We start from the raw sequence: 14663 nt of genomic DNA on the forward strand, positions 1-14663 counted from the left end.
ATAACAGCACTGTAAGCTATCGCTTGCAGCTTAATCTTCAGGTGTTTCTTGTAGTTTCGCTTTTGGCTTTCTCAGCATTGGCGCATCACCGACGTCAATACCCGTAGCATAACGTTTATCACGATTAGCGGCGGCCTTAGCTGCTGACTTTTTCTTAGCAATGGCCGCTTTTTTCTTGGCGACTGCAGCAGGTTTAGTTTTACCTTTAGTCGCTGTTTTTGGCTTTAAGCCCTTGAATTTGGCTTTTAACCCTTCTAGTTCGCTAAAGCTAAACTTCTTGTTCAAAAAGCTTTGCACTTGGGTAAAGTTAACCCAGTCTTTTGGGCCTACCAATGATATAGCATCACCTTTGGCACCAGCACGGCCAGTACGGCCAATACGGTGTACGTATTCTTCGGCAAACTTTGGCATATCAAAGTTAATTACTAAGGATACGTTAAGTAAATCTAGTCCACGTGAAGCCACATCAGTGGTAACCAAAATTTGCTGCAACCCACGGCTAAACTCATCCATAATTTGGTTACGAGCATTTTGCTTTAACTCACCACTCAATGAGGCGGTTTTAAAGCCTTCATCTGCTAGCTTTTTGGCTAAGCGGTCTGTGTCTTGGCGAGTCGCAGTAAAGATAATAATTTGCTTTTGCTGCTCTTCTTTCAAAATGCGCGTTAGTAGCGCTTCTTTATGATCTAAGTGATCACATAAGAAGATGCGCTGAGTAATATCTTTATGTTCCAAGTTACTGGCACCAATGGCAACATGCTCAGGGAACTTTAATAGCTCATTGGCGATGTCGTTGATATCACTATGATCTAGCGTGGCTGAAAACATCAGAGTTTGACGACGTTTGTGATCAGCTGCGGCGTTAATCATTTTTAGCTGCTCTGCAAAACCTAAATCAAGCATACGATCTGCTTCATCTAAAATAAGCAGTTCTAGACCATTAAGGTGTAGATGATGTTGTTTCAGGTGGTCGGCTAAACGACCCGGTGTTGCCACAACAAAATGGGGATCACGTGCTAGCGCTTTAGCTTGATCGTTAAAGTTTTCACCACCTAAAATTTTAGTGGCTTTAAATTGCGTGTTGGCAACGAGTAAACGTAGTTGGCTGTACACTTGAGTGGCTAGTTCGCGGGTCGGTAATAAAATGACCACACGCGGATCGCGCTTACTCAATGCTTTACACGAAATCAGTCTTTGCATCGCCGGCAATAAAAAGGCTAATGTTTTACCTGAGCCTGTTTTAGAAGATGCCATTAGATCTTTACCCGCTAAGGCGACAGGAATGGCTTGCTCTTGGATCTCTGTTGGGGTGTCAATGCCCATGTGCTTAAGGGTTTTTAACAGACGTTGATCCAGTGCGAAATCGGTAAATTGCAAAGGTGTACTCCATAAATGATACGACCGCATATTATAACCTACAGATTTGTGGTTGCGCTATGCATAGTCTGCAACTTTCTACTACGGACCTTCATATATCTGCTAAAATATCCGGCTTTGTAAACAAAGTGGGCTAAAAGGCCTTTCATTAATGGTTAATGATTTGGCGATAAACTTTGAGATTGCTGACTTGTCTAGCCTAGATAAGTCAGCATGCGCTTTGGCTTTTGTTAATTAGAGTTATGGGATCATTTTAGTGTCGACAAATAAACAAGCTGTACGAATTGGATTAGCGCTCGGCAGTGGCGCGGCAAAAGGGTGGGCCCATATTGGTGTACTTAATGGTTTAGCTAAACTCGGTATTTATCCAGATAAAATAGCTGGCTGTTCGATTGGCGCACTGGTTGGTGCCGCTTATGCCAACGATCACCTTGCTGAACTTGAAGATTGGGTGCGCAGTTTTAGTAGTTGGGACGTGTTAGGTTTAATGGATCTGAGTTGGGGCCGTGGTGGATTAATTGGCGGTGAGCGAGTCTTTGATGTTTTGCAAAAGCGCATTGGTGATTTGCAAATTGACGATTTAAAGAGACCTTTTGCGGCGGTAGCGACAGATCTATATTCAGGACAAGAGATTTGGTTTACTGAAGGCGATTTACGCCATGCTGTACGTGCATCGTGTTCAATGCCTGGGATTTTACCGCCAGTAAAAGTGGGTAACCGCTGGCTTGTTGATGGTGCAGTTGTTAATCCTGTGCCGGTTTCAGTAAGCCGAGCGATGGATGTTGACTTAGTTATTGCGGTTGATTTACACGGTTTAAAGCGCGGACGTATGCAAGTATTGCCTGTTAATATGAAAAGCGATAAGCCGACAGTAGAACAAGTTGAAGAAGCTGAAAAGCATCAAGATAAAGGCTTTACTGATCTACTTGCTCGTGGCCGTGACTATATTACTGGCTTAACGGATAAATTTTCTTTAAGTGGCAAGTCAGGGGCGCCGCAAAACCCGAACCCAGGCATGCTAGCTGTGATGTCACAATCGATGGATATTTTAGAGCAGCGCCATAAGCGTGCTCGTTTAATGGGCGATCCGCCAGATATCTGCATTGTGCCAGATTTAGGGGATATCGGTACCATGGAGTTTCATCGTGCAGAGGAGGCGATAGCAGCCGGTGAAGCTGCGGTAGAAAAGGTCGCACATTTAATTGAAGCGGCTTTAGCGCAACATTCAACTGGCTTGGTAAAGTCAAACAGCTAGTAACTGCTATGATGCTTGTGTGAAAAATGAAAAAGGCGCTGTTAGCGCCTTTTTCATATGTTTAAAGGATAATTAAGCGATTTTAACTATCATTTTGCCTCTGTTTTTACCTTCAAATAAGCCGATAAATGCAGCGGGTGCGTTTTGTAAACCTTCATAGATAGTTTGTTCAGCTTGTACTTCGCCATTAGCGAGCCATTGCCCCATTTGTGCTGCAAACTCGCCATAGTGATCCCAATGTTCAAATACAATAAAGCCTTCAATTTTTAGCTTTTTGATAATAATCTGTGCAAGATTATTAGGACCAGGTGTTGGCGTTGTATCATTGTACTGTGCAATCATGCCACACACAGCAATGCGGCCATGATCTTTCATGTGATTTAGTGCTGCAGTTAAGTGATCACCGCCAACGTTTTCAAAATAAACATCGATACCTTCTGGCGCCGCTTGAGCGAGCGCTGCATTTAAGTCACCACTGGTTTTGTAGTTAATCACTGCATCTATACCTAGGTTAGTCAGATATTGCGCTTTGTCATCACTACCGACAGAAGCGACAACTCTCGCGCCCATCAATTTACCTATTTGTGCCACAACACTGCCAACGGCGCCAGATGCAGCTGAAACGAACAAGGTTTCACCTGTTTTTAACTCTGCAATCCGCTTGAGGCCAGTCCAGGCTGTCATTCCCGGCATACCTAACACGCCTAAAAAATGCGATGCACACAGTGGTGTTTCTGGTAGGCGGGTGATCTCTGTGCCATCACTGACAAAATGGCTGCGCCAACCAAGCATACTGCTGACTTTACATCCCACAGGAAAATCAGGGTTGAGTGACTCAATAACTTCGCCAATTGCACCACCTTCAAGTACAGCCCCAATCTCAAATGGTGCTATGTAGCTTTTTCTATCAATCATTCGTCCACGCATATAAGGGTCGACTGACATCCACTGGTTCTTAACTAGAAACTCGCCTGGCTGAATCGCCGCGAGTGTTTGTTCTGCATGGCTAAAGTTATCGCTTGTTGGCATACCTTCAGGGCGAGAGCTTAGTTGAATAACTTGAGATTTCATCCTAGTCCTTAATTTAATTTGTGCGCAAAGTATTTGTCCGTATCATAGGTAAAGCTAATAGCGATTGCAAATGCTTTGCGCGCAAACTAACTAGTATTGGTCGTTGGCTAGTGTTAGCGAATAATGTACGTTAATATTGCTATTATCTCGCCATAAATACTTATTCGTTGTGACTGACAAGCTGCCAAATACACCGGCCGATGCCACCCTTTCTGATAATGTTTGTTTTGCACTTTATACTGCAACCAATGCATTGATGCGCGCTTACCGACCGTTACTAGAACGCTATGAATTAACTTACCCTCAATATTTGGTCATGCAGGCGCTATGGCTGCAAGACAGAATGAGCTTAACCCAAGTATCAAAGTCAACACGGCTTGATATGGGAACCTTAACACCAATCGTTAAGCGTCTTGAAACTAAGGGATTTTTACAACGTCATGCCGATGCTACAGATGAACGTAAAAAGGTTATCGTGCTTACCGAGTCTGGTAAACAGTTAAAACTAGAGGCGTTGGCGCTAAAGCAAACCTTACTTGATAAAGTGGCCATGAGTAGTGGTGAGGTTGAGCAGCTTAGGCAGCTTTGCCTTACCCTTACTCAAGAGTTGACTCATAATTAGCGGCGCTAAAGCGTCAGCTGCTTTAAAAATAGGCAATCGAATTTTATTTGGTTAAATCGGCACGTTAAATGCTTCATTCGGGGTAATTCTATTTTACGCCGGCATTTTGACGATGAATCCATTGAGCAGTATTAACAATTCGATTAATAGTAATGCGCTATCAGACGCCTATGGTGTTAATAGTGGTCAGTCAAATGTCAGTAGCACTGCAGCTAAGGCTAGTTTGCCGGCAAAAACGCCTGATACTGCTAATAGTGAGTTAACCAAAAATGACAATACTTTGGTGTTGTCAGGCCGCGCCGAACGGGCACAAAAAATTGAAGCCATGGCCAATGATTTCTTTAAAGGCGGGCATTTTAATACTGCGCAGTTACCACAGTTGATCCAACGTTTATATCAAGACGGTATTTTGTCAGAAGGGCAGCTTAATCGTTTATCTCACAGTGGTTTTGATATTCCACCCGCCAGTGAACAATCATTAGCAAATTTTATTGATGAGCAGCGTAAAGGATTAAGCGATAGTGATGAAGATAAAAAGCTAGCAGAGATGCTTGATGATGCAAAATGGGTAATGGGCGCAATGGATGTGTCACAATCTCCACTTGTTGCACAAAAGGCTAATCGTGTTTCGAGTCAGATCACGGCACTGTTGCAGTCAGACAGACCGTTAACGGATGAGCAAAGAAATCAATATCAAGGGATCAAATCCTTAATGCAATTAACCGCTATGACCGGAGAGCATCAACAAGCGCACGGTCAACTTAATAGTTATCTTGCATTAGCCAAACGTCATTAAGCTAAGCGGATCATGTCTTCAATTGCAACTTATATTCGACTACAGCACAGTACAAAAGGTGAGTACTAAAGTGACCAGTTAGTACTTACTTTTACCTCTTTGTCAGCCCAGCCAATAAGTTGCAATTACTGAACTGGCTGGTTAGTGATTTCAACTATTTTTTATCCACATTTTATACCTATATTATCCTGTCACTAACGTGCTAAACGTTTCTCGTCAAGGTCATAATTTGAGATAAGCGGGTTTATTTGCAGAACTGTTTTCTTATTGTCTTCCTCTTTTAAAATAATGATCTGGATCAAAGTACTGAATCGGTTTTTATAGCTTAATGCGCCACATATTGTGATGTATTGAAAAAGTGGCACTATATATAGTGTTACTTAGTAACGAGAGCTAAAGAGGACTTATACAATGCCAGTGGTTATAAAACGGGATGGTTACCGTACGCCTTTTGACGAAACAAGGATTAAAGATGCCGTGATAGCAGCTGCTAACTCGGCAGGCATTGAGTGCGTTGAATATGCACAACAAGTGGCAGAAAAAGTAAAAAACAGTGTCGCAGAATTGGATGAAGTTAAGATCCATGACTTACAAGATACGGTTGAAAACTTGCTTATGGAAGGTCCATACAAGTCACTTGCGCGTATGTATATTGAGTACCGCCATGATCGCGATACCCATCGTGAAGTGAGCAGTCGTTTAAATAAAGAGATCCGCGGCTTGGTAGAACAAAGCAACGCAGCTTTATTAAATGAAAACGCCAACAAAGACTCTAAAGTTATTCCTACTCAGCGTGACTTGTTAGCAGGTATTGTGGCTAAGCACTATGCTAAGTGTCATATTCTGCCAAAAGACGTGGTTGCTGCTCATGAGTCGGGTGAAATTCATTATCACGACCTAGATTACGCACCATTCTTCCCTATGTTTAACTGCATGCTTATCGATTTAAGCGGCATGTTAACTCATGGCTTTAAAATGGGTAATGCTGAAATTGAAACACCTAAGTCAATTTCAACTGCAACTGCAGTTACAGCGCAAATTATTGCTCAAGTAGCAAGTCATATTTATGGCGGCACAACCATTAACCGTATTGACGAAGTCCTTGCGCCTTTTGTTGCTAAAAGCTACGACAAGCATTACCAAATCGCTTTAAACTGGGGCATTACTGACGCTAAAGCTTTTGCGACTGCGCAAACTGAAAAAGAGTGTCACGATGCGTTCCAGTCACTAGAGTATGAAGTTAACACACTACACACTGCTAACGGCCAAACGCCATTTGTGACCTTTGGTTTTGGCTTAGGTACATCGTGGGAGTCGCGCTTAATTCAACAGTCGATGATGAAAGTGCGTATTGCAGGTCTTGGTAAAAACCGTAAAACAGCGGTATTCCCTAAACTTGTATTTGCTATTCGTGACGGTGTTAACCACAAGGCTGGTGATTGCAATTATGATATTAAGCAACTCGCGCTTAAGTGTGCTTCAACCCGTATGTACCCAGATATTCTGAACTACGAACAAGTTGAACGCGTAACGGGATCATTCAAAACGCCTATGGGTTGCCGCAGCTTCCTAGGTACTTACGAGCAAGATGGTGAGTTAGTACATGAAGGCCGTAATAACCTTGGTGTTGTGAGCTTGAACTTGCCACGTATTGCGCTTGAAGCAAATGGCGATGAAGCTGAGTTCTATCGTATTTTAGATGCGCGCTTAGTGATGGCTCGTAAAGCGCTAGATACGCGTATTTCTCGCCTTGAAGGTGTTAAAGCTCGCGTTGCACCAATCCTTTATATGGAAGGTGCATGTGGTGTACGTTTACGCGCTGATGATGATATTTCTGAAATCTTCAAAAATGGCCGTGCGTCAATTTCACTGGGTTATATTGGTTTACACGAAACCATCAACGCACTTTATGGCACTGAAGAGCATGTTTACGATAGTGAACTACTACGTGAAAAAGCGATTGCAGTAATCAAGTACATGAAGAAAGCGACTGATAGGTGGAAAGCTGAATCAGGATATGCATTTAGCTTATACAGTACGCCAAGTGAAAACCTATGTAGTCGTTTCTGCGCATTAGATACTAAAGTATTTGGTGTTGTTGAAGGCGTAACAGCAAAAGGCTACTACACAAACAGTTTCCACTTGGACGTTGAAAAGCAAGTCAACCCATACGATAAAATTGACTTTGAGCAGCCATACCCAGAGTTAGCGAACGGTGGTTTCATTTGTTACGGTGAGTTCCCTAACATGCAGAACAACGTGGAAGCGTTAGAAGATGTATGGGATTACAGTTATAGCCGCGTGCCATATTATGGTACAAACACGCCTATCGATGAGTGTTATGACTGTGGTTACACTGGCGAATTTAGTTGTACCAGCAAAGGTTTTACTTGCCCTAAATGTGGCAACCATGAGCCGAGCCGTGTATCGGTAACTCGCCGCGTATGTGGTTACTTAGGTAGCCCAGATGCAAGACCGTTTAACTACGGTAAGCAAGAAGAAGTGAAGCGCCGCGTTAAACATTTATAATCGAAAGATTAGTGTGTATTCGGGTTGGCTATCACTCAATTGAGGTGTTAGCCAAATTAAAGGTGCTGTTATCAGCACCTTTTTGTTTTATTGGCTGAAACGAGTCTACTATGAATTATCATCAATACTATCAAACCGATGTCATCAATGGGCCTGGTACCAGAGCGACATTATTTGTTTCAGGCTGTGAGCATCAATGCCGCGGCTGTTATAACCAGTCAACCTGGAACCCTTGCTCTGGTCATGAGTTTGACGAGCAGATGCAGCAACGCATCATTGATGATTTGAATGATAACCGTATTAAGCGCCGTGGTTTGTCTTTATCTGGTGGTGATCCGTTATTTCCGGCTAATTTGGATGCGATATTGGCACTGGTTAAGCGTGTGAATGAGGAGTGTCCGGGAAAAGATATTTGGCTTTGGACTGGTTATACACTCGATAGTCTAACGCCAGCACAGCAACAGGTTGTTGATCGAGTTAACGTGGTGGTTGATGGTAAGTTTGAGCAAGCCTTAGCTGATCCAAGCTTAGTGTTTAAAGGCAGTAGCAATCAGCAGATCCATTACCTGCGTTAAGCGCTGAATTACGCTGTTTTTTTGAACGCTAAGCAGTTTAGTCATAAACCTAGGCAAAATAGGCCTAGATGCTGTTATAATGGCTGGATATTTGAAAGGCAGCGTCAGTTTATGGTGCTGTTTTGTTTCTAAAGCTATTTAGATCTGAATTTAAGGTTTATAAATGAATTTAAAGCAGGAGCTGCAAACGCTCAACGATAAGTTAGATAAATTTCGTCGTAAGCTAGCAGCAGCTGAAAAACGCAGCGATCCAACAGTCGTGTTCCAGTTTAAGCAAGAGATTGCCGCGATTACTAAACGGATCAGCAGCGTTAAAGCACAACAAACACGTGAATTAAGCAAGCAGGGTAGCACTGTTGCTGGGCTTAAGTTTAATCGTGTATTGACCAAAGCTGAGCAAGCTGACATGGGTAAATTGAAAAAGTCAGTGAAAGGCTTAGTTGTTGTGCACCCTATGACGGCATTAGGCCGTGAAATGGGAATTAAGCAAGTCACAGGTTTTGCCCCAAAAGAGTTTTAAGTCGGTTTAGTTATCGATTTAGTGAGCCGCTTCAAGGTTATCACTAGGTAGTAGGCTTATGCTGGCTCGATGATAGATTAAGGGGACATCATTTACTTGGTGCACTTAGTCGTTATATTCATAGAGCTAGCAAGAGTTTCGTCTCAAGCATTTATTTTCTTTATCAGGATGTTTGCAGTCTCAAGGAATGAGAGTTGTCGTTAAGGTTTTTTCATGTCGATTAAATACATCGCGTCTTCAAAATTACCAACCCCTTGGGGTGTTTTCGAAATGCATGGTTTTGAAGATAGTGAGACGGGTAAAGAGCACGTTGCGCTTACCTTTGGTACGTTTTCTCCAGGCGCTGCAGTTTTAGGGCGTATTCATTCAGAATGTCTTACTGGTGATGCACTGTTTAGTTTACGTTGTGATTGCGGTTTTCAGCTGCAAACCGCGATGCAAAATATTGCTGAAGAAGGCCAAGGCTTTATTCTCTACTTACGCCAAGAAGGGCGGGGTATTGGCTTACTGAATAAAATTCGTGCTTATGAGTTGCAAGATCAAGGCGCCAATACCGTTGAAGCTAATGAGCGTTTAGGTTTTGAAGCGGATATGCGTAAATACGACATGATCATTCCGATGATGCAGAAAATCGGTATCGATAAAGTGCGCTTGATGACCAACAATCCGCGTAAGGTTAAAGCGATGCAAAGCTTTGGTTTAGAAGTGGTTGAGCGTGTACCACTGCAAGTAGGTAAGAACCGCTATAACGAAAATTATCTAAAGACCAAATCGACCCAACTGGGTCACATGATGTCAGAACATCACTTTACTGAAGCCGAACTGGGCGACACTAAAGACTAAGCCTAGATGGGTAAAAGCGTTAATTTTCTTGGCTTTTACCCAGTTATACCGCTATATTCGGGCTATCACTTAGTAGTTTATTATCGCTAATTTAGTCTATGGCCCGATTGCGTTACCTTACTTCTTCTGCGTTAGTTTGTGCACTTCCTGTCGCTGCTGAAACGGATTATACCCATTACGCGTTTGCTAACTACCTTGGGAGCGGGATCTATCGTACCTCAGGTCAAGACGCTACCGTCGCCAATATCCCCATTAGTTTTGATCTACAGCGCAGTGATACTGAATCTCTAGTGTTAAAAACACCGGTTTCATTAGGTTTTTTTAACTTCAAATGGAGTGATTTACCTGATGGTGACATTCCCTCGAGTGTGGGAACGCTAACAGTGACCCCAGGTATCGAATATCGAATAAGAAACACCGAAAGTCATGAGTTTCAAACCTATGCAGATTTAGGCTTTGGCACCAATTTTACCAATGGTAATGATGTGTTGATCTATTCGGCTGGGATGTCGAGTTTACTTGATTTCGAGCTCGCGGATACTAGGCCTATTTGGGTTAACAGGGTGTTTTTTGCCGGTTATACCACCTTGCACGATAACAGCAGTGAAACCTATTCTGCAGTGCAGTCTGGTGTGGATATTGGTAGCAACTACTTTCTGCAAGTAAAAGGTGTTGAAATTGAGCCGCGATTTTTCGCCGCAGGATATTGGTATTTTGACAAACTGAGTTTTACTACACCATTTGAAGATGATGTATTGGTTGCTAGTAGCTATGAGGTGGGTTTAACACTCGCGTTTTCCAAACCAGTGGGTTGGGATCTATTTAGTATCGAACGTTTTGGTTTTAGTTACCGAGCAGGAGATGGTGTTGAAGTCTGGCGTTTGATATTTGAGTTTCCTATCTAATTCTATTGCGCTAATGTTTTTGAAGACAAAATACGCATTGCTATTAAATCAATGCGTATTTAGTTTTAGCGCTTAAATTACTTGCCCCAGATCTTGGCATTAATTTCAGGTAGTGGCTGTTTAGGCTTTTGCGGTTTAGGTGATTTAGCTTTATATTCACCATCATAGGCTTTTGGTGCCGGTAGTGGTAAGTTATTCATCTTCAGATAAAGGTACTCAACCTTGTCACGTGCCCATTGAGTTTTACGCAAAAACTTCAAGCTAGATTTTATACTTGGGTCATGATTAAAGCAGCGGATGTCGATGCGCTGTCCTAGCTCTTCCCATCCATAATGATCAACAAGATCATTTAATAGGTCTTCGAGCTTGATGCCGTGTAGCGGGTTATTTACTTGAGTCATAGTGTGGTTGCTATCATCTGTTGGTACTTAGCTTAATGGCATAATTATATCAGTTTACATAGCAGATTGGCTGATTTGCACAAAATAAGTAAAAAGAGAGCCTAAGTGGCTCTCTTTTATTATTTCAACGCTATTTAGTATTTATTGGAAGCTTAGTTCCCACGAATTTATGCTACCAATGTCTCGGCGTGCACTATCCACGGCTTTTAGTTTCCAGTTACCAGCTGAATCAACGCCAGACATATCAACATTGTAGGTTTTAACAATGTTATTGCTGCTGCCGCCAGAGTTGTCGTGCAGTATGGCGATTTCCCCCGATGGGCTATGCAGTTCAACTTGCAAATCGCCAATATAGGTATGACTGATATTTACTTTTACGGTTACTGTTCCTGAATCACCCGAGCGTGTTGCTGTAATTACACTTTCAACACCCACACTGTTGTTATCTGGGATATTGTAGCTGTTGGTGTTGCTGTAAGTTGCTGGGCCTCCGGTATTACCACCTGTAGACTCACTATAGCTTGCGACAAGATTGACTCCGCTAAAGGCGCTATAACCTTGTACCATAACGTAGTAAGTACCTGATTGTGCGGTTGCGATTGGGCAGGACTCGAGGTTACCGTTTTTCCAAGGTCGACAGTCGTAATCGCTGGTAGTCGGTGAAGCACCGTATTGCACATAAAGATCCGCATCGCCACTACCACCGCTCATATTAAAGCTCAATCCGCTGGCACCCGCAGGAACGTCAAGTGAGTAATAAAGTTCATCACCTTTAGCGCCAGCTAAGTTAACTTTAGCAACGCCATTTGTTAGCACATTATCTCCAGGACCTGTACCTGGATCAGTTGGACCATCGCAAGAGGCGTCTAAATAGGCTTTTGCTGCAGCAGCATTGACTAGACCATAACCCGTTTTGTTATCGCGCCCAGCAACATCCAAGTCTTCTGCTGTGGCTTTTAGTGCTTGTCGAATTTGCTCTGAGTTACATTGGGTATGATGGCTCCAAACTAATGTTGCAACACCAGATACATGTGGTGTTGCCATTGAGGTACCGTTGTAATATTCGTAGTCTTCATTATCTGTATTAGACACAGTAACATTGTTACCTAATTGATTTCTCAGTGCTAAACCTGTAGCGCGATCAACAGAGACGGATACAATTGGGGCTTCGTTATTACTGTCGACTAAAAACGGATTTTGAAGGCCGGGTAGTGCACTATTACTGTAGACAATACTGGCTTGTGCGCCAGCGTTAGCACAGGCTTTTACTGCGTCTATTTCAGGGTAACTGGCTCCCTGATTGCCGACACGTTCAACTAAGCAGACTTTATTGCTCATGTTGCCGCAACTAAAACTGCTACCATTGACGCTACATTCAGCTAGCGTCCCACTGGCAGTGCCGATAAATGGTGAGCTTACATGGCTGGTTCCTGATCTTACATAACGATTGTGGGGGACGATGCCATTATCAAAATATGACTGGCCTGCTATGGTGATATCTGCGAGGCGTCCTTCGCCGCGAGTAACTGTAGAAAGAATTGCTTCACCTGGGCCAGATATTTCAACTTGGTCGGTATATTGTGAAAACGCTGCGTGATCTTTATTACTGTCAACCGCTGCTACAGACATCACCGAATCATATGATGCCGGGTAACTATGGCTGCTATTACCGTCGTTACCTGCGGCGGCAATTAACAGTACGCCATTACCTTGGTGCGCAGAAAATGCATTTCTTTCGCTATTGCTTGAGCTTGCTCCGCCTAAACTCATTGTTACTACATTTGCGCCATTATTGACGCAAGTATCTACTGCTGAGATCAACGATGATGAATAACCCCATCCCGACGCATTAAACACCTTAATCACATGAATATTGGCATTTTGATTCGGCATTACACCCACTACGCCTTCATTATTTGCTATTGCGGCAATGGTACCTGCTACGTGTGTGCCATGAGCGTTACCAGCACCGGGATCAAACCAGTTACCCGTCCCTGAATTATTGCTGCCGGTTACATTGTTAGCGTTAAGATCGTTATGAGCTCTGTCATATCCTGAATCAATAATACAAATTGTGCGGTTACCTGCTAGATTATCGCTAATGCTGGTTGCTCCAACATAGGTTTGCCCCCAAGGAGTTGTTTCTGCTAATAATCTGCGCGGAACATCTTCTTCTACATAGTCTACATCGGCGCGAAATCGTAGTTGCTGAAGCTTGTTATCATCTAATTTTACAGAGTAACTATTACTGCGACCGATACGTTTCATTTCTTTCGCTGCAACACTGTTAAGAGCACGAAAATGTGAGAACACCTCATTGGTTCTTGGTTCATATTGCGCATTTGCAACTTGATCAATAGATTGGGTAAATCCTGCGCTAGGGCTAGCATTTTTAAATTTGACGATATAACGCTTAGGTAAAGGGTTTTCTTGAGTGAGCTGCTGGGAATTACCTTGAAGGGTTAAGTTCAAAGAGGGGGCCGCATTTATGCTTGTAGAGATAGCAAGTGCTACTACTGAAAGCGATAGCGCTGTCTGTTTGACATGTCTTATAGTCATTACTGTCTTCCATGTTTGTTAGGTTATTTATTTGTTTTTAGTATTTTTTGCAGAGCAAAATATTGAAATATTGCTCTTGGGATAAAGAATGTATCCGTGGGAATGTTAAATGTAAATAAAATGTTAACTAAATGGTGGCGAAGGAATAAATAGAAAATACTAGGCATATTAAAAACAGATAATGATTATTTATGCTTACTATGTGTTCTATTTGGTTTTTTAGTCGATTTTGGTGAGTTAGTATTGTCGGTGGTTATTTTTCAATTTATGATTTGCTTTATTTGTATAAAGTAGTCAAAAAGTTTTATTTAGATTCAACTAATATTAAGTGCCTGAAATCATAGTTGAAATAGAGAATGCAATTCTTGTTATATATTATTGCTATTTAGAATAAAGCTGGTGGGTGAACTCGCTAATTTAATTGTTTTTATAAAACCAAGATGTCCTCCATATAAAAAAAGCTGCGTAAGCAGCTTTTTTTGGGCGTAAATTAAAGAAAGTGGTTTGGTTTTAACGTTTTTCCATCATTAATGTTTGATAGCCACCACCGTTATACACCTTGGTGTAACCAGCATTTTCTAACATTTTGTCAGCGATACCACTACGATTACCACTGCGACAGTAAACCACTACTGAGCGGTTTTTGGCTATTTGTTGCTGGCTAAAGGCTTGGTTAATCTGTTGGTAAGGAATATTGATGGCATTTGGCAGATGGCCTTGGGCAAACTCTTCAGGTGTACGCACATCGACAATCAGTGCGCCTGAGTCAATTTTTTGCCAAGCGACTTTTGCGTCAAGCTCTGCGGCACTGACTACAGAGCTAAATACTGTAAGTAGTAGGCCTAACCCTAATAAAACAGCCATTATTTTTGGCTGTGAATAGTTTAATTTAAACGCGTTACTCATCAAAATACCTTATTTTTGTTATTCATAAATGTTGTTTGGCTCTTGCTAATTGGGCTTCAGATTGAAAGCCCATTTTGCGTAAAATAATCGCCGCGGGACAAAACTGAGTATAGGCGCTTTGGAATAAATTTGCCCCTATAAAAACTGTGAACCAGATAAAATTATCGTTAATCCATATAGTTAACATAACAGACAGTAATACCATTAATCCGGCAAAAGCCATAGTTACGCGTTCGACTGACATAGTGCTTCCTTATTGTTGATTTTGGTTGAGTGATTAGTTTTGGCAAGTTAGCTTGGCTCT

At 42.3% G+C, this 14663-nt stretch carries 14 protein-coding genes; 8 read left to right on the plus strand and 6 right to left on the minus strand.

Going from position 1 to position 14663, the window contains the following annotated elements; translation table 11 throughout:
- Window positions 1-30: 30 nt before the first annotated feature.
- A complete protein-coding gene (locus L884_RS0115360) occupies window positions 31-1377 on the minus strand; it encodes a DEAD/DEAH box helicase (protein ID WP_028768323.1) in 1347 nt (448 codons plus the stop codon).
- Window positions 1378-1633: 256 nt separating this feature from the next.
- On the opposite strand from L884_RS0115360, the gene rssA reads away from it, so the two are divergent.
- Window positions 1634-2632 carry a patatin-like phospholipase RssA gene (rssA, locus tag L884_RS0115370; protein ID WP_028768324.1) on the plus strand — a complete coding sequence of 333 codons (999 nt, stop codon included), beginning with the start codon at window positions 1634-1636 and terminating at the stop codon, window positions 2630-2632.
- Between the two features lie 72 nt (window positions 2633-2704).
- On the opposite strand, the gene L884_RS0115375 is transcribed toward rssA, so the two are convergent.
- Window positions 2705-3703, minus strand: coding sequence for an NADP-dependent oxidoreductase (locus L884_RS0115375; protein WP_028768325.1), 999 nt, complete (start codon window positions 3701-3703; stop codon window positions 2705-2707).
- 136 nt (window positions 3704-3839) lie between these two features.
- On the opposite strand from L884_RS0115375, the gene L884_RS0115380 reads away from it, so the two are divergent.
- From L884_RS0115380 to L884_RS0115410, 7 genes are all read left to right on the plus strand, one after another.
- On the plus strand, window positions 3840-4325 hold the full coding sequence (locus tag L884_RS0115380; RefSeq protein ID WP_425423497.1) for a MarR family winged helix-turn-helix transcriptional regulator: 486 nt from the start codon (window positions 3840-3842) through the stop codon (window positions 4323-4325).
- A gap of 112 nt (window positions 4326-4437) precedes the next feature.
- Window positions 4438-5121: a hypothetical protein gene (locus L884_RS0115385; protein WP_051435650.1), complete on the plus strand. Its 684-nt coding sequence runs from the start codon at window positions 4438-4440 to the stop codon at window positions 5119-5121.
- A gap of 411 nt (window positions 5122-5532) precedes the next feature.
- Window positions 5533-7650 carry an anaerobic ribonucleoside-triphosphate reductase gene (gene nrdD / locus L884_RS0115390; RefSeq protein WP_028768328.1) on the plus strand — a complete coding sequence of 706 codons (2118 nt, stop codon included), beginning with the start codon at window positions 5533-5535 and terminating at the stop codon, window positions 7648-7650.
- Between the two features lie 110 nt (window positions 7651-7760).
- Complete coding sequence (gene nrdG, locus L884_RS0115395) at window positions 7761-8225, plus strand: anaerobic ribonucleoside-triphosphate reductase-activating protein (protein ID WP_028768329.1); 465 nt, start codon at window positions 7761-7763, stop codon at window positions 8223-8225.
- A 163-nt stretch (window positions 8226-8388) separates the two neighbouring features.
- Window positions 8389-8745, plus strand: a complete 357-nt coding sequence (locus L884_RS0115400; RefSeq protein ID WP_028768330.1) for a YibL family ribosome-associated protein — start codon at window positions 8389-8391, stop codon at window positions 8743-8745.
- 213 nt (window positions 8746-8958) lie between these two features.
- Complete coding sequence (gene ribA / locus L884_RS0115405; RefSeq protein WP_028768331.1) at window positions 8959-9588, plus strand: GTP cyclohydrolase II; 630 nt, start codon at window positions 8959-8961, stop codon at window positions 9586-9588.
- 98 nt (window positions 9589-9686) lie between these two features.
- Window positions 9687-10493, plus strand: a complete 807-nt coding sequence (locus tag L884_RS0115410; RefSeq protein ID WP_028768332.1) for a hypothetical protein — start codon at window positions 9687-9689, stop codon at window positions 10491-10493.
- A gap of 77 nt (window positions 10494-10570) precedes the next feature.
- On the opposite strand, the gene L884_RS0115415 is transcribed toward L884_RS0115410, so the two are convergent.
- The 4 genes from L884_RS0115415 to L884_RS0115430 all read right to left on the minus strand — a co-directional run bounded on the left by L884_RS0115415 (window position 10571) and on the right by L884_RS0115430 (window position 14603).
- On the minus strand, window positions 10571-10894 hold the full coding sequence (locus L884_RS0115415) for a VF530 family protein (protein WP_028768333.1): 324 nt from the start codon (window positions 10892-10894) through the stop codon (window positions 10571-10573).
- A 141-nt stretch (window positions 10895-11035) separates the two neighbouring features.
- Window positions 11036-13453, minus strand: a complete 2418-nt coding sequence (locus L884_RS0115420) for a S8 family serine peptidase (RefSeq protein ID WP_028768334.1) — start codon at window positions 13451-13453, stop codon at window positions 11036-11038.
- A 510-nt stretch (window positions 13454-13963) separates the two neighbouring features.
- The gene (locus tag L884_RS0115425; RefSeq protein ID WP_028768335.1) at window positions 13964-14359 is read right to left on the minus strand and encodes a rhodanese-like domain-containing protein; all 396 of its coding nucleotides are present in this window, start codon (window positions 14357-14359) and stop codon (window positions 13964-13966) included.
- Between the two features lie 22 nt (window positions 14360-14381).
- Window positions 14382-14603 carry a YgaP family membrane protein gene (locus L884_RS0115430; protein WP_028768336.1) on the minus strand — a complete coding sequence of 74 codons (222 nt, stop codon included), beginning with the start codon at window positions 14601-14603 and terminating at the stop codon, window positions 14382-14384.
- Between the last annotated feature and the right edge of the window lie 60 nt (window positions 14604-14663).

Source organism: Shewanella fidelis ATCC BAA-318, from assembly GCF_000518605.1.
GTDB classification, from domain to species: Bacteria; Pseudomonadota; Gammaproteobacteria; order Enterobacterales; family Shewanellaceae; genus Shewanella; species Shewanella fidelis.